Annotated in this window: 16 protein-coding genes and 1 pseudogene; 8 read left to right on the top strand and 9 right to left on the bottom strand. The window is 72.2% G+C overall.

Translation table 11 applies throughout. The annotated features are described in order from the left end of the window. Window positions 1–7: 7 nt before the first annotated feature. Complete coding sequence (locus tag ABZ876_RS23835) at window positions 8–445, bottom strand: universal stress protein (protein ID WP_361784612.1); 438 nt, start codon at window positions 443–445, stop codon at window positions 8–10. A 213-nt stretch (window positions 446–658) separates the two neighbouring features. Between ABZ876_RS23835 and ABZ876_RS23830 the strand changes: the two genes are divergently transcribed. Further along, window positions 659–3,421 (top strand): SpoIIE family protein phosphatase, encoded by a 2,763-nt coding sequence (locus ABZ876_RS23830; protein WP_361784609.1) that lies wholly within the window; start codon window positions 659–661, stop codon window positions 3,419–3,421. Window positions 3,422–3,552: 131 nt separating this feature from the next. On the opposite strand, the pseudogene ABZ876_RS23825 reads toward ABZ876_RS23830, so the two are convergent. Together ABZ876_RS23825 and ABZ876_RS23820 are read right to left on the bottom strand one after the other, a co-directional pair. After that, a pseudogene (locus ABZ876_RS23825) lies at window positions 3,553–3,963 on the bottom strand (ATP-binding protein); the annotation flags it as partial. Next, window positions 3,915–4,439 carry a PP2C family protein-serine/threonine phosphatase gene (locus ABZ876_RS23820; RefSeq protein WP_361784607.1) on the bottom strand — a complete coding sequence of 175 codons (525 nt, stop codon included), beginning with the start codon at window positions 4,437–4,439 and terminating at the stop codon, window positions 3,915–3,917. The gene ABZ876_RS23820 and the pseudogene ABZ876_RS23825, both read right to left, overlap by 49 nt. Window positions 4,440–4,804: 365 nt before the next feature. Between ABZ876_RS23820 and ABZ876_RS23815 the strand changes: the two genes are divergently transcribed. The 4 genes from ABZ876_RS23815 to ABZ876_RS23800 all read left to right on the top strand — a co-directional run bounded on the left by ABZ876_RS23815 (window position 4,805) and on the right by ABZ876_RS23800 (window position 7,636). Further along, window positions 4,805–5,134 (top strand): hypothetical protein, encoded by a 330-nt coding sequence (locus ABZ876_RS23815; protein WP_361784604.1) that lies wholly within the window; start codon window positions 4,805–4,807, stop codon window positions 5,132–5,134. Window positions 5,135–5,877: 743 nt separating this feature from the next. Then, window positions 5,878–6,570, top strand: a complete 693-nt coding sequence (locus ABZ876_RS23810) for a nucleotidyltransferase family protein (RefSeq protein ID WP_361784601.1) — start codon at window positions 5,878–5,880, stop codon at window positions 6,568–6,570. Further along, window positions 6,567–6,875, top strand: coding sequence for a BON domain-containing protein (locus tag ABZ876_RS23805; RefSeq protein WP_361784598.1), 309 nt, complete (start codon window positions 6,567–6,569; stop codon window positions 6,873–6,875). Before ABZ876_RS23810 ends, ABZ876_RS23805 begins: the two co-directional genes overlap by 4 nt. Continuing rightward, a complete protein-coding gene (locus ABZ876_RS23800; protein ID WP_361784595.1) occupies window positions 6,872–7,636 on the top strand; it encodes a metallophosphoesterase in 765 nt (254 codons plus the stop codon). Before ABZ876_RS23805 ends, ABZ876_RS23800 begins: the two co-directional genes overlap by 4 nt. Before the next feature lie 131 nt (window positions 7,637–7,767). Here ABZ876_RS23800 and ABZ876_RS23795 read toward each other — a convergent pair whose 3' ends face one another. Further along, window positions 7,768–8,544, bottom strand: coding sequence for an HAD family phosphatase (locus ABZ876_RS23795; RefSeq protein WP_361784592.1), 777 nt, complete (start codon window positions 8,542–8,544; stop codon window positions 7,768–7,770). Between the two features lie 276 nt (window positions 8,545–8,820). After that, window positions 8,821–9,771 (bottom strand): ScbA/BarX family gamma-butyrolactone biosynthesis protein, encoded by a 951-nt coding sequence (locus ABZ876_RS23790; RefSeq protein WP_361784589.1) that lies wholly within the window; start codon window positions 9,769–9,771, stop codon window positions 8,821–8,823. 108 nt (window positions 9,772–9,879) lie between these two features. Here ABZ876_RS23790 and ABZ876_RS23785 point away from each other — a divergent pair, with 108 nt between their 5' ends. From ABZ876_RS23785 to ABZ876_RS23775, 3 genes are all read left to right on the top strand, one after another. Next, on the top strand, window positions 9,880–10,593 hold the full coding sequence (locus ABZ876_RS23785; protein ID WP_361784586.1) for a ScbR family autoregulator-binding transcription factor: 714 nt from the start codon (window positions 9,880–9,882) through the stop codon (window positions 10,591–10,593). A 64-nt stretch (window positions 10,594–10,657) separates the two neighbouring features. Further along, window positions 10,658–13,150, top strand: a complete 2,493-nt coding sequence (locus ABZ876_RS23780) for a SpoIIE family protein phosphatase (RefSeq protein WP_361784583.1) — start codon at window positions 10,658–10,660, stop codon at window positions 13,148–13,150. Window positions 13,151–13,230: 80 nt separating this feature from the next. Beyond that, complete coding sequence (locus ABZ876_RS23775; RefSeq protein ID WP_361784580.1) at window positions 13,231–14,076, top strand: DUF429 domain-containing protein; 846 nt, start codon at window positions 13,231–13,233, stop codon at window positions 14,074–14,076. Here the strand turns inward: ABZ876_RS23775 and ABZ876_RS23770 are convergent. The 4 genes from ABZ876_RS23770 to ABZ876_RS23755 form a co-directional block, all read right to left on the bottom strand. Next, window positions 14,073–16,139 (bottom strand): SpoIIE family protein phosphatase, encoded by a 2,067-nt coding sequence (locus ABZ876_RS23770; protein WP_361784577.1) that lies wholly within the window; start codon window positions 16,137–16,139, stop codon window positions 14,073–14,075. The two genes, ABZ876_RS23775 and ABZ876_RS23770, sit on opposite strands and share 4 nt — an antisense overlap. Before the next feature lie 184 nt (window positions 16,140–16,323). Beyond that, window positions 16,324–16,872, bottom strand: a complete 549-nt coding sequence (locus ABZ876_RS23765) for a hypothetical protein (RefSeq protein WP_361784574.1) — start codon at window positions 16,870–16,872, stop codon at window positions 16,324–16,326. 329 nt (window positions 16,873–17,201) lie between these two features. Continuing rightward, window positions 17,202–17,867 carry a hypothetical protein gene (locus ABZ876_RS23760; RefSeq protein ID WP_361784571.1) on the bottom strand — a complete coding sequence of 222 codons (666 nt, stop codon included), beginning with the start codon at window positions 17,865–17,867 and terminating at the stop codon, window positions 17,202–17,204. A 254-nt stretch (window positions 17,868–18,121) separates the two neighbouring features. Continuing rightward, window positions 18,122–19,462: a GAF domain-containing SpoIIE family protein phosphatase gene (locus ABZ876_RS23755; RefSeq protein ID WP_361784568.1), complete on the bottom strand. Its 1,341-nt coding sequence runs from the start codon at window positions 19,460–19,462 to the stop codon at window positions 18,122–18,124. Between the last annotated feature and the right edge of the window lie 270 nt (window positions 19,463–19,732).

The raw sequence follows: 19,732 nt of genomic DNA, 5'->3' as shown, positions 1-19,732 counted from the left end.
ACCCGTGCTACGACGTCTTGGAGCGGACGATGACGACAGGACACGGCGCGTGATGCGAGACCTGCTGACTGACCGAGCCCAGCAGGGCGCGGGTGAAGCCGCTGTGCCCCTTGCTGCCCACCACCAGCGCCTCCGCTCCTTCGGCGGCCTCGATGAGTACGTCGGTGGGGTTGCCTCGCGCCAGGTGGGCCCGCACCGAGGCGGCCCTCTCGTCCCCGAGCACCTCCCGCAGCTCCTGGGCCTGTCTGTCCCGGGCGCTCTCCACATCCAGGTCGGTGTCCATGGACGGGGCGAACCAGCCGTAGGGCACCTCCCACGCGGTCACCGCCTCCACCGAACCACCGATCAGCGCCGCGTACCTGACCGCCCAGCGCAGTGCCTCGAAGGAGGAGGACGATCCGTCGACACCCACGACGACGCGCGGAGCGGCCGGGTTCTGCTCCATGACGTTCCGCCTCTCGTCCGCGTACTGCCGCGACCGACTTCCCACTCGTTGTCCACTCGCTTTCCACCTCACGCTGCGGGATCGACCGGTCGTCCGCCAGGAGAGTGCGCCCGGGCGCGTGACCCGGCCGCCGACGCGGCGGGCCGCTCCGCAGCGGCCCCTCCTCGGGCCCGGGCCATGGCCACCCGGGATCACCAGTGCTAGAAAGGTCCCATGGCGGACCGATTCGCCCGGTTTCGACGCGTGTCGCTGCGGTCACTGATAGGCAAGAGCCCGCGAAGCGTCGCCGGGCAGGTCTTCGTGCTGCAGGTGGCGCTGGTCGTCCTGCTCGTGGCCTGTGCCGTGTTCGCCCTTGTGCTCCAGTCGGAGCGGGACACCAGCTCCGAGGCCAAGCGCCGTTCCGTGGCCGTGGCACAGACCTTCGCCCATTCCCCGGGGCTCCTCGCGGCGCTCCGGACACCCGACCCGTCGAAAGTGCTCCAGCCCATGACCGAGACGGCGCGCAAGACAGCCGGCGTCGACTTCATCGTGGTCATGAACACCAAGGGCATCCGCTACACCCACCCTCTGCCGAGCAAGATCGGAAAGCGGTTCGTGGGCACGATCGAGCCCTCGCTGGAGGGCAAGGTGTACATCGAGAGCGTGCACGGCCCGCTCGGGCACGAGGTCCAGGCCACGGTCCCCGTCAACGACCCCGCCGGAAAGGTGGTGGCCCTGGTTTCCGCGGGCCTCAAGGTCAAGAACGTGGTCAGCGAGGTGGACCGCCAGCTGCCGATCATCTTCGGGGCCGGAGCCGGGGCGCTCGCCGTGGCCACCGGCGGGACGGCGTTGATGAGCAGACGGCTGCAACGGCAGACCCACAGCCTCGCCCCGGACGAGATGACCCGGATGTACGAGCACCACGACGCGGTGCTGCACTCCGTACGCGAAGGTGTCCTCATCCTCGGTGAGGACGGGCGGCTGCTGCTGGCCAACGACGAGGCCCGACGGCTGCTGGAACTGCCCCCGGACGCCGAGGGCAGCAATGTGTCGGACCTGTCGGGCCTCGACCCGGAGACGGTCGCGCTGCTCGCCTCCGGACGGGAGGCCACGGACGAGGTGCACTTCGCCGGCGAGCGGCTGCTCGCGGTCAACCAGCGGCCCACGGACCGCGGGGGAGGCCCCAAGGGGACCGTGGTCACGCTGCGCGACACGACCGAGCTTCAGGCGCTGTCGGGCAGGGCGGAGGTCGCACGTGAGCGGCTGAAGCTTCTGTACGACGCCGGGCTGTGCGTGGGCACCACCCTCGACGTGGTCCGCACCGCCGACGAGCTGGCCCGGGTCGCCGTCCCCCGCTTCGCCGACTTCGTCAGCGTGGACCTCGCCGACGCCGTGCTGCACGGGGAGGAACCGGGCGGCGCGGCCACGGCCATGCGGCGCGTCGCCGTGCACGGCGCGCGCGACGACCATCCGCTGTACGAGAAGGGCCGGCTGATCGACTTCCTGCCCTCCACACCCCAGGCCCGTGGCTTCGGCAGCGGCCGCTCGGTGCTGGTGACGGATCTGTCGACCGCCACGGGCTGGCACGCGCAGGACCCCGCACGGACCAAGGAGATCCTGGACTACGGCATCCACTCCCTCATCGCCGCGCCGATCCAGGCCCGGGGGGTCGTGCTCGGCATGGCCAACTTCTGGCGCTCCAAGCAGCACGACGCGTTCGACGACGAGGAGCTGTCGCTGGCCGAGGAGCTGGTCGCCCGTGCCGCGGTCAGCATCGACAACGCCCGCCGGTACACCCGTGAGCACGCCCTCGCGGTCACGCTCCAGCGCAGCCTGCTGCCTAGGGCCCTGCCCGAGCAGACCGCCCTCGAGGTCGGCTACCGCTACCTTCCCGCCCAGTCCGGTGTGAGCGGTGACTGGTTCGACGTGATCCCCCTGTCGGGGAGCCGGGTCGCGCTGGCCGTCGGGGACGTGGTCGGCCATGGCCTGCACGCCGCCGCCACGATGGGCCGGCTGCGTACGGCGGTGCACAACTTCTCCACCCTGGACCTGCCGCCGGACGAACTGCTGGGCCATCTGGACGATCTGGTCGGGCGCATCGACCAGGACGAAGCGGGCACGGAGAGCGCCGCGGGCGTGGTGGGTGCCACCTGCCTCTACGCGATCTACGATCCCGTCACGCGCCGCTGTGCCATGGCGCGCGCGGGTCACCTGGCGCCCGCGCTGGTCCACCCCGACGGGAGCGTCACCTTCGCGGACCTGCCCGCCGGGCCGCCGCTCGGCCTGGGCGGCATGCCGTTCCAGACGGCCGAGGTGGACGTTGCGGCGGGGACCCAGCTCGTCCTGTACACCGACGGCCTCATCGAGGACCGGACCCGCGACCTGGACGTGGGCATGGAACTGCTGCGCGACGCGCTGGCGGGCCACCCCGCACGGCCGCCTGAGGACAGCTGCCAGGCGGTCCTGGAGCAGCTGCTGCCGGACCGGCCCAAGGACGACGTCGCGCTGCTCATCGCCCGTACCCAGCCGCTGTCGCCCGACCGGGTCGCCGACTGGGACGTGCCGCTCGACCCGGCCGCCGTCGCGCGGATGCGGGAGGCCGTGACCGAAAAGCTCGACGAGTGGGGCCTGTCAGAGCTCGGCTTCGTCATGGAACTCGTCCTGAGCGAGCTGATCACGAATGCGATCCGTTACGGCTCCGAGCCGATCCATGTACGGCTGATCCGTGACCGCACGCTGATCTGCGAGGTGGCCGACGGCAGCAGCACCTCTCCGCATCTGCGGTACGCCGCGACGACCGACGAGGGTGGCCGGGGCCTGTTCCTGGTCTCGCAGATGACCGAGCGCTGGGGCACCCGGTACACGCCGCAGGGCAAGGTGATCTGGGCCGAGCAGGCGCTGCCGCGCACCGTCGGGGAGCCCGGAGCACACCACGGCGTCGGGGCCCTCCCCGACGGGGACGCCTCTCGGGCGCCGGACTCCCGGGACGAGGCGTAGGCACCGCTCGGGTCAGGCGTCCGTGGTGGCGCAGGCTCCTCTCCCGGCTCGGAGTGCAGCGTCTGCTCGGTCCGGATGGTCTTGCCCCGGTCGGTGTGGCGGGTGCCCCAGCGGTGCGTGAGCTGGGCGACGAGCAGGAGTCCACGGCCCCCCTCGCCGGTGGCGCGCGCGTGGCGCAGGTGCGGGGCCGCGCTGCTGCCGTCGGTTACCTCGCAGATCAGGGAGCTGTCCCGGATCAGCCGCACCTGGATCGTGCCCCGTGCGTACCGGATGGCGTTGGTGACCAGCTCACTGATCACCACTTCGGTCGTGAACGACAGAGCGGACAGCCCCCAGGAGGCGGGCTGGCGGTCGACCAGGGTGCGGGCGGTGGCCACGATCGCGGGGTCCCTGGGGAAGGTCCGTGACGCTATCTGGTCCGCGCTCAGGACGTATGTGCGGGCCAGCACCAGCACGCCGTCCCCGGCGGGCCGGCCCGCCGGCTCGGAGTAGATCACCGCGTCGCACGCCTCCTGCACGCTGGAGTGCGACTGGCTGAGCATGCACTGAAGCCGTGCGACGCCGTCGGGCGTGCACTCGCCGACGAGTCCGTTGCTGTTGAGGGCGATGAGGATCCCTTCGGCAGCTCCGACTCCCAGGTGTCGAACGGGGGACCGCCGTTGCCCAGGAGAGGACCGAGGGGTGCCTCCACCGGCTCCGCATGTCCGTCGGGATGGATGAGAATCGGTGGCGAATGCCCGGCGCAGGCCACGTCGACCCGGCGGCTCGCCGGGTCGTAGATGACGTAGGCGCAGCCGGCGGTGGAGGGCTGACCCTCCCCGGGATCGCCGACCGCGTCCGGCCCGCCCTCGTCGACCAGGCGCACCATCAGATCGTCCAGGCGGGCCAGCATCTCATCGGGCGTCAGGTCCAGGGCCGCAAGGCTGTGGGTGGCGGCGCGCAGCCGGCCCATGGTGGCGACGGCGCGCAGGCCCCGGCCCGCCACGTCCCCGACCGTCAGCGCACCTCCTGGCTCCACTCGGTGATCACGCCATCGGTGTCCAGGAAGACCCTCGCCCGCGGTGTCACGCCACCGCCGCCCGGCACCTCGTCCGGAGTGGTCATCGCACCTCTCCATTCGCCCGGTGGTCGGGGCCGTCTGCCGGTGCTCCCGTCGCCGGGAATGCCGGACGACCGGTATGTCCTTCAGCCTGCCGGGCACCTGCGCCGCCCGCTCGGCGGCACACGTTCGGGGCCCGGTGAGGCCCGGCCGGTGACGCGTCTCACCCATATAGTTCATTGTTCAACTACATGGTTGGTGCCTAGCCTGAACCGTGCCGGAACAACCGGCAGGCGTCGGCGTCCACCGTGCTGGAACGCCCGGCGGTGCAAGGAGGAAAGACCATGAACAAGCTCGTGCGGCGCATCATCACCGCGAGTGCTTCCGCGGTGTTCGCCGGCGGCGCTCTCTTCGCCACCGGCGGCCCCGCCACGGCGGCCACCCCCCACTCGGCCGGGCACACCCCCGCCCCGGCCGTCGTGGTCCAGGACGGCCGCGGCGACGCCGCCGGGAATGCGACGGTGAACGGTCGCGTCGACCCGTGGATCACGGACCAGCTGGCGACGTTCGAGCACTGGGCCGGGCACCGGCCGGGGACGTACGACGCCTGGATCATGGACCAGCTGGCCCTGCTCGCCGCTCCTGGTGCCGCCGGCCAGCCCACTCTGCGCTGATCTCGGGCCCCGACGCCGTACCGATCCGGAGGTGGTGGGGCCCAGCGGTGGTGAGAGCAGGGCGTGCCCCTAGGACGGCTGCTGGATCTGCGGGATCCGCGATCCGGCCCGGCGTTCCTGCTCGTCCCTTCGGCACCGGTCGCCGCCGTGTGCGCCGTCCATGTGCCGGCTCCGCCGGAGATCCGTCTGGGCCCGCTCCCGGCCGTGGCACCCCGCCGTCACCACGGCGTTCGCCGGGCCGCGGCCGACGACCGCGATCGGCCTCCCGGCCGTAGGGGACCCAGAGGCTTCTGCGCTGTGGCGCGGGGCGGCCCCCTTCCCGCCACTTCCTGCGAGCTCGGGCGCCCTGGAGATCGCCTCCCTCTGTTTCGCCGCCCAGGACGAGGCCGCCCTGGGCGGCGATCTCTGCGCGGCCGCCCACACTTTCACCACCCTCTGCTGATCACCGACATGCGGAGCAAGGGACTCCCCGCGATCAGCCAGGCCGCGCTGATGCTCGGGGCCTTTCGCGCCGCCTCCCCTCGCCGGCCGGCGCGAGCGGGCTCGCCGTCCACCCCGACGGCGCCATGCGTCCGCCCGTCGGTGCCTGACCGCTTCGCCTCGCGCCTGCGTCCGCTACCTCGGTGCCCGTCGTTTCCTGCCGTGTCGATGAGGGTGGACCGGGTACTCAGAGGAGCACCGAAGCGGTCCGGGACCGGACAGCACCGGGCAGGGGGCTGCCCGGTGCGGCATATGGAGTGGTCATGACGCAGAACGGGGACGATGTGAAGCCTGCCCGGCAATCCGAGACACCGGAACTCCGTCTGGCGCCGGCACCGGCAAAGCGGCAGCCGGCGTGTCACCCGCAGCCGCCGCAGGGGACCCTGCCCCCCGATCACAGCCAGGCGATCCTCGAGGCGGCCAAGCGTGTGGGTGCCCTGCTGAAGCGGGAGGGGCACATGTTCGCACTGGCCGGAAGCGTGGCCGTCTACGCCCACGGCGGCAGCGAGAACCTTCAGCACGACGCGGACTTCTGTGTGCGGCCCGAGGATGCCGAAGCGGTGGCCGCCACGCTGCACGACGCCGGTCTGACGGTCTACAAGCCGCCGGAGGACTGGCTTGTGAAGGCCAAGTGCTTCGACCAGGACATCGACGTCATCTTCGAGCTGGCGCACCGGCCGGTCACCACGGACATGCTCGGCCGGGCGCAGGAACTCTCCGTCGCCTCGGTGCGGATGCCGGTGCTGTCGCCGACCGATCTGCTGTGGAGTCTGATCGCCGCCTTCTCCGAGCACCACTGCGACTTCGGAGCGGTTCTCCCCGTCGCCCGTGCGCTGCGCGAGAAGGTCGACTGGGAGCGGGTGCGGCGGCACTGCGGCGACGAGCCCATGCCCGCCGCCTTCTTCTTTCTTCTCGAACGCCTGAACGTCATCGCTCCGCAGAAGGAGGTGCCATGAGCAACCACGGCGCAGGGCAGGCGCACTCCGGTGGTCCGGCGGCCGGGAGCACCGCAAACGCCTCGAACACGGAGTACCGCGTCGCCCATCTGATCGAGCACCTTGCCGCCGGGCACCCCGGGGAGCTGGGCGTCCGGGTCGAGGTCCGCGGTGAGGCGGTGCAGCTGACCGGCACGGTCGCCTCCGCACAGTGCCGCGAGGAGATCCTGGGCATGGTGCGCGAGGAACTGTCCGGAGTGCCGGTCCACAGCGACATCGTGGTGGCGGAGAATTCCGCGCCCGGCCATGCGGAGGAGCTCGCATGATCCGGGTGGCGGCGGTCGGAGACATCCACATGGGGCCGGAGAGCAAGGGCGTGCTCCGTCCGGCCTTCGAGTCCCTTCCCGAGTGCGCCGATGTGCTGCTGCTGGCCGGGGACCTCACCCGCCACGGCACCACGGAGGAGGCCCGGGTGGTGGCACAGGAGGTCCAGGATCTGGGGGTCCCGGTGGTGGCCGTACTGGGCAACCACGATCACCACGACGAGCGGCCGGACGAGGTCGCGGCGGTCCTGGAGGACTCGGGCACCCGGGTCCTGGAGGGACGTGGAACCGTCCTGAGCATCGGGGACATCCGGGCCGGCGTCGCCGGTACCAAGGGATTCGGCGGCGGCTTCGTCGGCCGCAGCGCGGGCGAATTCGGTGAGCTGCTGATGAAGGAGTTCGTGCGCTGCTCACGGCGGTGCGCCGACGCCCTGCGGGGGGCCCTGGAGGAGCTGGACGAGCAGGACTGTGACGTACGGATCGCCCTCACCCACTATTCGCCCGTGCCGGAGACGCTGTCGGGTGAGCCGCTGGAGATCTACCCGTTCCTGGGCAGCTATCTGCTGGCCGAGGCGATCGACACGGCCGGGGCGGACCTCGCGGTGCACGGGCACGCCCATGCCGGGACGGAACACGGCATGACCAGTGGTGGCGTCAAGGTGCGCAACGTGGCCCAGCCGGTCATCGGGCAGGCTTTCCGCGTCTACCACCTGCCGGTGCGCGAGCCGTTGACCGCCGGCGTGTCCGGCCCGGCACCGGACTGAGCGGACCGCCCGCCGGACAGGGCCGCGCCAGGTCCGTGCGCGCACAGCCCCCCGCCGGTCCGCTCATGGGCCGGGCCGGATGCCGGAGCCGAAATGCCCCCGGCCGGAAGGCCGATGGCGGTCCGGTGCCGTCAGGGCGCGGTCCTGGCTCCGGACTGGGTTCGGCCGCCCTGCTGGGGGATCTTCGGCCGCACCGGAGCGGTGCGCGCGGCGTCGGCCTCCTCCCGACGGGCCGTGGGCCGGCTCTTCGCCCAGGCCAGCAGCTCGGGGTCGTCCAGCGTGTCCACCCACAGATCGGCCAGGGCGAGGGCCTCCGGGCCGGGATTCCGGCCGACCCCGATCACCCGCAGACCCGCGCCGACGGCCGCCTTCAGGCCGTTGAGCGAGTCCTCGACCGCCAGGGCGTCGCGGCACTCGACACCCAGGCGCCGTACGGCCTCGACGTAGGTGTCGGGGGACGGCTTGGGGTGAACTCCCGGGCCCGGTACCACGATGTGCCGGAAGCGCTGTCTCAGGCCCACCGACTGGAGGCTGAACTCCACCACGTCGGCGGGGCAGTTGCTGGCGACGGCCAGGGGCGCGGACCGGCTCAGGCTTGTCACCAGGCCCGGTGCTCCGCGTACGGCCACGGGGCACTGTGCCACGAGTGCCCGGAACGTGGCGAGGAGGTGCCGGGTCATCTCCTCGCCGGCGTCCGGTCTGCCGGCGAGGCGCGCCATGAGGGCGCCGCACTCGGCGTAGTGCAGGCCCTTGCTGCGTTCCGTGAACGCCGGGTCGGGCGCTGCGCCGTTCTCGCGTAGAACGATGTCGCGTGCCTGTTGCCAGTGGCGTTCCGAGTCCACCAGGGTGCCGTCGCAGTCGAAGACGACGGCTTGGGGTGTCCAGTCGAAGATGCGATGGGTCGTCATGTGCTTGCTTGCCGTTCTGATGCAGGACGGAACCGCCGAAAGGCGGCGCGATCCGCCAAGGGATGGTTACGGAAAACGCCTGTCGGACTTCGATTCACTGCGAAACGGAGCGAAGTGCGGTGCCGCGGTGGCCCGTTCGCCGATGCGGTGGTCGCGCACCGCATACTGCCGTGGTCCGAGCGTATCCGGAACCAGAAACATAATGAACGCTACGCTCTGTTTGACAGGTTGGGGAGATTTGCCGACGCAATACGCACGTGTGGGTGACATCTCATCTCAGCGATAGCGCAGCATTCCCCGGGCTGTCCGCTCGGCGCCCTGGCGGCAGTGGAAGAGGACGGAACGGCCGTATGCGGCACAGTGAATGACGGCGGGCGGAGCGTGTTCCGTGAAACGCAGGGCCGTCATACGGCAGGAGAGCGGCCGGAGCAGCCGCCCTCCGCTGCGCAGGGCGACGGCCTGCCGTGCCGCCTCCAGCACGGCCATCCCGGGCACATGGTCCGTGCCGTGGTCGAAGAGGAAGGGGTGGCGGGGGTCGGCGGGATCGAGGAGGACGTCGTCGCCCTCCAGCGAGACGACGATGTCCGACGCCGACTCGAGCCCCAGCAGGGCCGGTTCGGGCCGGGGCCGCCGGCCCGCCGCCAGGGCCGTGACGGCTCCGGACCGCAGTTCCGCGTAGCGCGCGGCGTCGAGGAACCGCGCACCGCCCGCGGCCTGTGCGAACGCCCGGTCCTCGGCGAGGAATACGACCCGCATCCGCAGGCCGGTCACCGTCGTCCCGCTCCGGTCGGTGCGCACCTCGCCGACCGATGCCAGACAGGTGATATCGCTGGCACCGTGGGGTGCTCTGGGCTCCGCCGCCGGGTCGAGTTCGTAGGCCACGTCGTCGATCAGAAAGCGGGCCGTGGGCGGCACGTCGAAGTGGCGCAGCGGAATGCAGATGCCGAGTTGGCGCAGCGTCTCGACGACCATCCACGGGCTGTGCCGGTCGTCGCGCCCCCGGGGGAAAGTGGGATGCGAGCGTGTCCAGGCGGCCGCCGCGCAGAAGCTGAGCGGCCCGCAGCGGCGGACGTCCGTCAGCAGGACCTCGGCCACCGAGATCCGGTGCACCCAGTCGCGGTCCACGGTCCTGGCCCAACTCAGCGGGGGACAGCAGATTCCGGAAGTGTGCCGGGCACACTCCTTGACCCATTCCTGCATGCCTCGAATCCGCTGCGGAGAGTCCATGTAATACAGCTAATAAGACAATTGTTGGTTCCGCATGCGCGACCTCGTGCCCAGGCGATGGGAGGGCTACATTCCTCTCGCGCCCCACCGACAGACAAGGGAACACACGTGCAGGATCGGGCAGAAGAAACCCGCCGAGCCGTATTGCAGGCGGCGGCTCACCTGTTCTTCGAACGGGGATACGCGGCGACCAGCATCAGTGACATCAGCGAACGGTCCGGCCGCACCAGCGGGGCCATCTATTTCCACTACACCAACAAAGAACAGCTCGCCCTGGCCGTGGTGGAAGCACACTTCGCCACCTGGCCCGCACTGGTGGCGCACCACGCGGCCGCCGCCGAACCCACTCTTCGGAAGCTGGTGCGTCTCAGCTTCGCGGTCGCCCGCGCCTTCCGTGACGACGTCCTCGTCCGCGCGGGCGCCCGGCTCTGGGCCGAACGCAGATCCATCGCCGTCGAGATGCCTCCGCCCTTCGTGGACTGGATCGCCACGGTCGAGGGCATGCTGGCCCAGGCGCGTGCCGAAGGGGATCTGGCCCCCCGTGCGGAGCCCGGCCGCGACGCCCCCACCCTGGTGGCCGCGTTCTTCGGACTGCACACCCTCTCCGATGCCCTCGACGAGCGAGTGCTGATCGAGGACCGGCTGACCGATCTCTGGCTGCTGCTTCTTCCCGGCCTCCAGGCCGACCCCGCCCCCCAGGCGCTGCTCGCCGAGGTGAGCGGCCGTGCCGGGAGCCGGGAGGACGGACATCACGCCGACCGCATCCACCGGGCGGCCGGGCCACACCGCCCCGCGCACCGCCCCGGAGTGATCAGCGGTTGAGAAAGGCCCCCCGCGGGAGCAGCCTGGACAGTGCCGCGGATGGGTCCACCGATGACTCCAGGTGGTGCCCCGACGGCAGAACGAGGGCGGCGACATGGCGAAGGGCTCCGCGATACCGGACAGGCACCGCTCCACCTGGCGGGAGCCCGCGCCAGGCGCTGGGGTGATGCTGGATCCCCGGGGCATGGTGATCGCGCTGAGCCCGGGCTTCGGCCGTCTCCTCGGCTACGAGCCGCGGGAACTGGTCGGCCGGGCCGCGACGGAGCTGCTCGCCGGGCCCGCGCCGGCGGCCGTCCAGCGCAGCCATGCCCGGCGCGAGTACTGGAGCGGCCGGGTCACCCTCCGGCACCGGGACGGCCACCCGGTGTCCTGGACGCTGCGTGCCCACCCTTTGCGGGACGCGGCCGGGGACGCGTACTGGTTCCTCACGACCGAGAGCGTCGAGCCGTCCGAACAGCCTCCCGGGGACGGCGGCGCGGCGGACACCGCGCTCCTCAAGCAGTGGGCGCTTGACCAGCTTCCCCTGCCCATGGCGCTGTACGACCGCAGGGGCGTGCGGGTGGAGGTCAACGCCGCCATGAGGCGTGTGTCGGGCAAGGAGGATCACGAACTCCTCGGCTGGCCCATAGGGGAATCCCGTTCCGGGAACACACTGCTGAGCCTCGAGGGCATCGGCGAGGCCATGAGGGAGGTCCTGCACACCGGGAAGACGGTGACATGCGAGGCTCATTCGCCCGGCAGCGGCGCCACCGGCCGGCGTGTCTGGCTGCTGTCGCTGTATCCCGTGCGCGACCCCGACGGCCAGGTCTGCGGCATCTCGGCGGCGGCCGTGAACACCACCCAGCAGTTCCGTGCCCGTCGGCGACTGGCCGTCCTCAACGACGCGACGCTGCGCATCGGCACCACCCTCGATCTCAGCCGCACCGCCGACGAACTGGCGGAGGTCGGCACCGACCACTTCGCCGACTGTGTGCTCGTGGACCTGCTCGACAGCGTCCTCAGAGGCGACGAGGCGGTCCCGGCGGAGCACAACGTCCTTGTCTTCCGCAGAACCGCCCAGCGCTCCGTCCTGCCGGGGTGCCCGGAGTCGGTGGTCCCGATCGGGGGCACCTACACCTACCCGGAGGACTCGCCCCCAGGACGCGCCCTCGCCGCGGGCCGGGGCGCCCTGCACCGCGCCGAGGACCTGCAGTGGTGGGTGGAGAGCACACCCGACGGAGCCGACATCATCCGCGACTACGGCATGCACTGCCTCATGGCCGTACCGTTGCGGGCCCGCGGGGTCACGCTGGGGCTGGCGCTGTTCTTCCGCCACCGCACCGAGGCCCCCTTCGAGGTGGACGACCTGCGTCTCGCCGAAGAGCTGACCGCCCGTGCCGCGGTCCACGTCGACAACGCCCGCCGCTACGGCCAGGAGCGCTCGACCGCACTCACCCTGCAACAGAGCATCCTTCCGCACCCCGCGCTGCACCACCCCGCCGTGGAGATCGCCTCCCGGTATGTGCCCGCCCGCTCCGGCCCCGGTATCGGCGGCGACTGGTTCGACGTCATCCCCCTGTCCGGTGCCAGGGTGGCCCTCGTCGTGGGGGACGTGGTCGGCTACGGCGTCACGGCCTCGGCGACCATGGGCCGACTGTGCACGGCGGTACGCACCCTCGCCGATGTGGACCTGGCTCCCGACGAACTGCTCACCCATCTGGACGACCTCGTGCTGCTCATGGACCGCACCGACACCGCCGACCCCGCGGACCGCTCGGCCCCCGGCTCGGGCGAGGTCGGCGCCTCCTGCCTGTACGCGGTGTACGACCCCGTGTCCCGGCGCTGCTGCATGGCCCGGGCCGGTCACCCGCTTCCCGTCCTTGCGACCCCGGACGGCTCCGTGCGTTTCCTGGACCTGCCGGCCGGGCCGCTCCTCGGCCTCGGCGGCCTGCCGTTCGAAGCCACGGAGTTCGCGGTCCCGGAAGGCAGCGTCCTCGCCTTCTACACCGACGGGCTGATCGCATCCCCGGCACGCGACGTGGACGAGGCCTGCGACCTGCTGTGCGCGGCCCTCGCCGACCCCGGCCGTCCGCTGGAGGAGACGTGCGACAGCGCGCTGGGCAGTCTGCTCTCCGAGATCCGCACCGACGACGTCGTACTCCTGCTGACCCGGACCCGGGCCCTGCGCGCCGACCGCGTCGCCACCTGGGAACTGCCGTCCGAGCCCTCCGTCGTCGCCCTGGCCCGCGAACTCGCCTGCGAGCGGCTGGCCGCCTGGCAGATCGAGGAGGCGGCCTTCGTCGCCGAACTCGTGGTGAGCGAGCTGGTCACCAACGCGATTCGCTACGGCTCCCCACCGGTGCATCTGCGGCTCATCCGCGACACGGCCCTGATCTGCGAGGTCGGTGACGCCAGCAGCACCGCGCCCCATCTTCGTCGCGCCCGCCTCTCCGACGAGGGCGGCCGCGGTCTGCTCATCGTCGCCCAGCTCTCCCGGCGCTGGGGCAGCCGCCACACCCGCTTCGGGAAGACCATCTGGGCCGAACTCCCGCTCCCGCCGCCCCTGCCGGCCAGGTGAACGGCTCCGGCACGGCCGCGGCGGCGTCCGGGCGTCCGGGACGTTGGCCCCATCGGGTTTCGGTGCACAAGGATGCCGGCATGACGCGAGGGCAGGCGGTGACGGTCGGCATCGACCTGGCCGCGAGCGCACGGCGTACCGCCGTGTGCCGGATGGACTGGCAGGAAGAGGGCGGCCCGGCGGCGGAGTTCCTCGTGCCGCACGATGACAAGGACCTGCTGGACATCGTCCGGACGGCCGGCAAGACCGGCCTGGACTGTCCCCTGGGCTGGCCGTCGCACTTCGTGGACACCGTGGTGGCCCACCAACGTGGAGAGCGGCTGCCCGCTCCCGTCAGGTTCGGGCCGCTTACCGACGGCAGACCCGGTCTGGACTCGCTGCGCTTCCGGCTGACGGACGACCTGACCTGGAAGACGACCGCGATGAGGCCCCCGCTGTCGGTGTCCACCGACCTTCTCGGTGTTGTGGCGCTGCGCGCGGCCCACCTGCTGGATGCTCTCGCGGCGGACGGTGTCGCCGTACCCCGGGACGGGTCCGGACCGATCGCCGAGGTGTATCCCGCCGCGGCGCTGAGACGGTGGGGGATCCGCCCGGCCCGCAGCTACAAGAGCGGTACGGCCGAGGCACGTTCCGCCCGGGAGCACATCGTCCGCTCGCTCGAGTCGGGCCTGAGATCACCCCTGCCCGAGCCGGTGCGCGCGAGATGCGCCGACAGCCACGACCATCTCGACGCACTGATCTGCGCCCTGGTCGCCCGCGCCGTGGCCACCGGGGACACCCGGTGGCCACGCTCCGCGGACGAGCGCGAGGCCGCCCGGCGGGAGGGCTGGATCCACCTGCCCGGCACGGATCTCGCCGCCCTTTGCCCCCGACCCGCCCACCTCGCCCGTTCTCCGCGGAGCAGCCGACCCGACGGAGGGCCCTAACGGGCCCGGACCGCCAGCAGGGCCACGTCGTCGTGGTCGTCGGGGTGACGAAGCCCGTGCAGCAGAAGGTCGCAGGTCTCCTCCAGAGGCCGGTCCGGTGTGTCGAGGAGGGCCAGAAGCACGTTGAGACGGTCGTCGATGTCGTGGTGGCGGGTTTCGACGAGACCGTCCGTGTAGAGGATCATCAGGTCGCCCGGGAGCAGGTCCACGGTGGTGGTCTCGAACCGGACGCCGCCCACGCCGAGCGGCGCACCGGAGGGCAGGTCCAGCAGCATGGGCTCCTTCCCCTGGCGGGCCAGCACAGGCGGCATATGGCCCGCATTGGCCAGATGGCACTGCCCGCGACGGGGGTCGTACGTCGCGTAGACGCAGGTGACGATGTAGTGCTCCAGACCGCAGGTGACATGGTCGAGGTGCTCGAGCACGGTGCCGGGAACCAGATCGAGGTCCGCGTAGGCGCAGGTGGCGGTGCGCAGCCGGCCCATGGTGGCGGCGGCGTCGATGCCGTTTCCCATCACGTCGCCGACGACGAGCGCCGTCTTGTCGTCGGCGAGGGGGATCACGTCGTACCAGTCGCCGCCGACCTCACTGGTGGCCTGGGCGGGCTGGTAGCGGTAGGCGATTTCCAGGCCGGGGTGATACGGCGGGTGGTCGGGCAGCAGGCTGCGCTGGAGGGTGAGGGCGGTGTTGCGGACGCTCTGGTACCAGCGGGCGTTGTCCATGGCCACGGCGGCGCGACCGGCCAGCTCACAGGCGAGGACGACGTCGTCCTGGTCGAAGGGGAGCGGATTGCACGTGCGCTTGAGGTCGAGAGCGCCGAGCACTTCGCCGCGGGCGATCAACGGCACCGCCAGATAGGAGTGGACGCCGGCGTGGGCCAGCAGCGAGCCGGCCTCGGGATCGCGGGCGATGCGCCGTAGGTCGTGCTCGGCGACATGACGCACCAGCACGGGCCGACCGGTGTGCACGCACAGGGTGACCAGTCGGTCCCCGTCGTAGGCCGCGAGGTCACCGGGCGCTTCGGCCGCGCGGAGGGCGACGGTGGGTTGGGTCGCCTTGAGCGCCAGGGCACGGAAGAGTTCCGGGCCGCTTTCCGGTCGGCCCGTGCGGCGGAAGGCCAGGGCGGAGTCCAGGACGTCGACGGCGACCACGTCGGCGAGTTCGGGGATCGCGGCCTCGGCCAGTTCGCGCGCGGTCTGCTCCACCTCCAGGGTAGTGCCCACGCGGGCGGAGGCGTCCGCGATCAGGGCCAGGCGGCGCCGGGCGCGGTCGGCCTCGGCGGCCGCGCGGTGACGCTCGGTGACGTCGACGACCGAGGCGGCCGCGCCGAGGACCCGGCCGCCGGGGTCCTCCAGCCGGTAGAAGGAGAGCGACCAGGCGTGGTCGTTGTCGGGGTCGGCCGGTGTGCGGCCCACCGCGTACTGGTCGAGGAGCGGGGCGCCGGTGGCCAGCACCTGGTGCAGGGCGGACTCGACGGTGTCCACGTCGGGAAACGGCAGGGTATCCCGCAGATGGCGGCCGATGTGCTCCGCGGCGGGTATGCCGTCGATGCGCTCCAGTGCCGGGTTGACCAGGAGATAACGCAGGTCGGGGCCCAGCAGGGCCAGCCCGATGGGGGACTGGTGGATCAGCCGCTCGCACAGTGCCACGTCCGTCTCGACGCGATGCAGCCTCTCGTGGTCGGCCGCGATGCCCAGCGCGTAGACGTCACCGGCGTGGTCGAGGAGCCGCATGTTGCGGAACTCCATCAGGCGGGTGCTGCCGTCCTTGTGCCGGATGGGAAAGGCACCGGCCCAGCTGCGGCCCGACTCCATCACCTCGGCGAACAGGCCGAGGACGGTCTGCAGATGTTCCGGGTGGACCAGCAGCCGCCCCGCGAACTCGCCGAGGGCCTCCTGCGCCGAGTAGCCGAAGAGGTCCTCGGCCTGGGGGCTCCAGAACACGATGTGCCCGCTGGTGTCCAGCACCACCGCGGCGACGCTGAGGACGTCCAGCAGGCTGGCGGGCCGGGGCTCTCCGGGGCCGGACCAGCCGCCGTCGGCCCGGAAGGATTCGGCTGTCATCCCACGCTCCCTCCGCCTGCCGGCACGACCGCCGTCCGCTCACCGGTGCCGTTCCATGCCCGGGTCCCGGCTTCCGGTACTTCCATGCTGCCCCGGGCGGAGGAGGCTGCCCAGACGGGTACACGGGGGGTGTGCGGGCTCCTACGGTGGGTGGCGGTGGCCGGACCGGCTCGACGGCCGCCGATCAGCTGCCGAACGGGTCCCGGCAGACGTCGGCCACGGTCTGGCCCAGGCCGATGCCCTCGGCCAGACCGCAGAGGGCGAACGGACCGGCGTCCGGGTGCGACGGGATCGGGAACCCTTGTGCGGTGGCCGGCCGGGTGGCCGCCCCGTAGCCCGGTGCGCTCCGGGGGAAGGGACGCGGCGTCCGTGCCGTGCCGGTCCGCCGCCCGTGACGCCCCTGCGGCGGTCGCCGGCCCGGTGCGAAGCCGAGGCGGCGGGGCGTGGGCGCGGACCCGCGCTGTGCCGGCACGGGCCGGCTCGTCTGCGAGGCGGCGTGGAGCCCGGCGGGAGAAGGGCGCACCGGCCACTGGCGGGGCGCGGGGCCGGTGTGTACGAGCCACGCCACCCCGCGCGGAGGCCGCGGCCCCGGGGCGCGCGGAGCTGCTGCTGCGGGCGAGCGGGCATCGGCGGCCGCGGCGTGCCCGGCGGGACGGCCGCCGGAATCGGGCCGGACGGTCACGCACCCGGCGGCGAGCAGCGCGACGACGACGGTAAGGAGCGTGCGGCGCATCCGCCCACGGTCGCGCACCGGGCAGCCGGGCGAGCAGCGGCGCGCGGGCGATGCACCGGGACGGGTGAGCGGCGCCGCCGAGCCGGCACACGGGAGCCCGCCGTGGGCCCCTTCCCGGGGCAGGGCGATGCGCCGCGCGGGCTCCAGGCGGGCCGGGCGCGGCTCCAGGCGGGCCGGGGCCGATGCGACGGCACATGGTGCTCGACCCGGCCACGTACCACCAACCCGAGCCGGTCCCGGTGCTCGCCGAGCCGGACTCGGTGCTCGCCCGTCCTGCGGGCGTGCCGACGCCCCGCGGGGCCGTGCCGGTGTGGCTGCTGCCTACGCCCCTACTCGGTCCGCTCCGCACCCGCGGTGTCCTCGGCGGGCACGGCCTTCTCCTCGGGCGCGTCCGGGGCGGAGTAGTAGACGGATGTGCCCTGCTTGCTGCGCTGGGCCTGGTTCCGGGCCACGAGGCCTTCGAGTGTGGTGCGGACGACGGTGGTCTTGATGCCCCGTTCGGGATGGACCTGACCGAGCGCCGTGGCGACCTCCGCGGCGGAGCGTGGTTCGCTCTGTTCGGCGAGGTGACGGCGGACGAGTTCGACCAGCGTGGGCTCGGCCGACTTCGCCGCGGCTGCCTTGTCCGTGGACTTCCTGGCGGACTTTTTCGCGGCCGGCTTTCCGGCGGTGGCACGGCCGCGGGCAGGTGCGCTCCCCTTCGGCTTCGCCTGCTTGTCCGTGCCGGACTCGACGGCGGGCCTCTTGCGCGGAGCGGGCACGGTGGCGTGGTCGGTCGTGGCCGGGGGACCCGCGGGAGGCGGTGCCATGCCGAGTGCCTGCTGCATGTTCACCAGCACGACGTGGTCGTGCTGGAGGGCGGCCAGTTGCTGCTGGAGCGCGGCGATCTCCGCGCCGACGCGGTCCTGCTCCTTGACGTTGCGTTCGAGGTCGTCGGCCACCTGGGCGGCGTACTGCGATGTCAGATCGGTGGCGGCGGTGGTGCTCTCGGACATGGGGGTCGACCTTTCTCCGGATGGGTGGTGCGGGCGCATTGAGCCAACCGCACATGTTCTCGGGCTGGCGTCCGTGTGACGGTGGCGGTAACTGCGCGAATACCCCGGCGTAGTGATGGTACGGATGAGTGGAGCCTCTTGGTCCTCTTGAGTCATGTCTTTTCCTCCGGCCGAGCGTGAGGGCGCAGGCCGTGCGTCGCCTGTCAGCGCCTCCGCCGAGGCTGAAACGGAGCGCCGGGGCCGTGCGTTGGCCGTCAGTCCTCCGTGGGCGTCAGCGCGGCCAGCAGCACGGTCCGGTCGTCCGTGCCGCCGGTGACCGAGGTGTGGTGCAGGAGCCGCTCGCACCACCGGTGCAGGGTGTCCGGGGCGGTGATGTCCGCACATGAGTCCGTGTGGTGGGCCAAAAGGGTGGCGAGGCGGGTGATGCCCTGGTCGATGTCGCAGTGGCGTGACTCGACCATGCCGTCGCTGTAGAGCAGGAGCAGCGCCGGTTCGGGCAGGTGCAGCACGGTGGGTTCGTAGGTGCCGGTGCCGAGCCCCAGCGGCAGGCCCGCGCTGGTGAGCGTGACCGGCGCGGCCCGTCCGTCCGCGCTCCGCATCAGCGGCGGAGGGTGACCTGCCCCGATGAGGGTGCAGGTGCGGCGTCGCGCGTCCCACTCCGCGTACACGCAGGTCGCGAAGGAGGCACCGGGGGTGTCACAGGCCAGCGAGTCGAGCCGGCGCACCAGCTCGGCCGGGGCGATGTCGATGCCTGCCAGGGTGCGTGCGGCCGTGCGCAGCTGAATCATCGCGACGGCCGATTCCGGGCCGTGCCCCATGGCGTCGCCGACGACCAGACCGATACGGCCGCCCGCCCGCGGCAGCACGTCGAACCAGTCGCCCCCGATGACGGTGTCGTGCCCGGCCGGTACATAGCCGTGGGCGATACGGCAGCCGTCGAACGTGTGGGCGGTGGCGGGCAGCAGGCTCCGCCGGATGGCCAGCGCGGTCCGGCGCTCGCGTTCGTACCGGCGCGCGTTGTCCAGGGCCACGCAGGCCCGCGCGGCCAGTGACTCCACCGCCGCGGCGTCGCCCGGCTGGAAACGGGCGCGCTCCGGTCCCCGTCCGCAGACGACGAAACCGACGGCGGCGCCCCGCAGATGCAGAGGCACGACAAGGAAGGACGCTCGCTGGAGCAGACGGCCGATACGGGCGTCGTCGCCGCCGGAGGCGCGCAGCCGCTCGGACGTGTGGGCGTCGACTGCGTCCGGGAGCTGTGGACGCCTGGTGGCCAAGGAGCGCGCGTAGGGCGTCTCGCGCGGGAAGACGATCACCTCACCGACCGGCAGCAGGCCCTCCCACCGAACCGAGGCCTCCGTCCCCACGCGCAGTGCGAGTCGGCGGGCCTCGATGTGGGGCGGATCGCCGGCCGGACAGGCGTTCTCCTCGACGAGCCAGCGCTCCAGCAGATAGACCGAGGCCGCGTCGCAGAAGCCCGGTGTCAGCGCCTGGACGACATGACGGCCGGTCAGGTGCAGATCGAGCTCGGACCCGATGAGGTCGGCCGCGGGAGAGAAGGCCGACCGGCGGCGCAAGTGTGCGGCGGCCGGTGGCACGTCGAGCTGGCTGCGCGCTTTGTTCCGCAGGGTCGTGCCTTTCCGGGTGGGGCCGGTGGTGACCGCGCACGGCGTCGGCGGCGCCTCGCCGCGGGTCGGACCGCAACTATATGATGAAACATCAAGATCATTGCTGGCCGGGAGAGTTGCCGGTGCCCGGTGACGAGTTCCCCCCGAAGGGAGTCGGCCCCGGCAAGGCAAGTGTCACCCGGACGAATGACTCCATGCTGGGCGGGGAGCACCACGTCCCCATCGACAGGGAGGCAGTCG

Origin of the sequence: Streptomyces sp. NPDC046931 (assembly GCF_040644655.1) — a bacterium.
In the GTDB taxonomy this organism is placed as follows: Bacteria; Actinomycetota; Actinomycetes; order Streptomycetales; family Streptomycetaceae; genus Streptomyces.
Note: the sequence above shows the minus strand (reverse complement) of the source record. Positions and strands in the feature narration are given on the sequence as shown.

Coding starts and splice junctions, on each gene's coding strand:
- ABZ876_RS23775 (WP_361784580.1), top strand. CDS start 13,231: ATGACGCGAGGGCAGGCGGTGACGGTCGGCATCGACCTGGCCGCGAGC.
- ABZ876_RS23815 (WP_361784604.1), top strand. CDS start 4,805: ATGAACAAGCTCGTGCGGCGCATCATCACCGCGAGTGCTTCCGCGGTG.
- ABZ876_RS23760 (WP_361784571.1), bottom strand. CDS start 17,867: ATGTCCGAGAGCACCACCGCCGCCACCGATCTGACATCGCAGTACGCC.
- ABZ876_RS23800 (WP_361784595.1), top strand. CDS start 6,872: ATGATCCGGGTGGCGGCGGTCGGAGACATCCACATGGGGCCGGAGAGC.
- ABZ876_RS23795 (WP_361784592.1), bottom strand. CDS start 8,544: ATGACGACCCATCGCATCTTCGACTGGACACCCCAAGCCGTCGTCTTC.
- ABZ876_RS23835 (WP_361784612.1), bottom strand. CDS start 445: ATGGAGCAGAACCCGGCCGCTCCGCGCGTCGTCGTGGGTGTCGACGGA.
- ABZ876_RS23790 (WP_361784589.1), bottom strand. CDS start 9,771: ATGGACTCTCCGCAGCGGATTCGAGGCATGCAGGAATGGGTCAAGGAG.
- ABZ876_RS23770 (WP_361784577.1), bottom strand. CDS start 16,139: ATGACAGCCGAATCCTTCCGGGCCGACGGCGGCTGGTCCGGCCCCGGA.
- ABZ876_RS23765 (WP_361784574.1), bottom strand. CDS start 16,872: ATGCGCCGCACGCTCCTTACCGTCGTCGTCGCGCTGCTCGCCGCCGGG.
- ABZ876_RS23810 (WP_361784601.1), top strand. CDS start 5,878: ATGACGCAGAACGGGGACGATGTGAAGCCTGCCCGGCAATCCGAGACA.
- ABZ876_RS23830 (WP_361784609.1), top strand. CDS start 659: ATGGCGGACCGATTCGCCCGGTTTCGACGCGTGTCGCTGCGGTCACTG.
- ABZ876_RS23805 (WP_361784598.1), top strand. CDS start 6,567: ATGAGCAACCACGGCGCAGGGCAGGCGCACTCCGGTGGTCCGGCGGCC.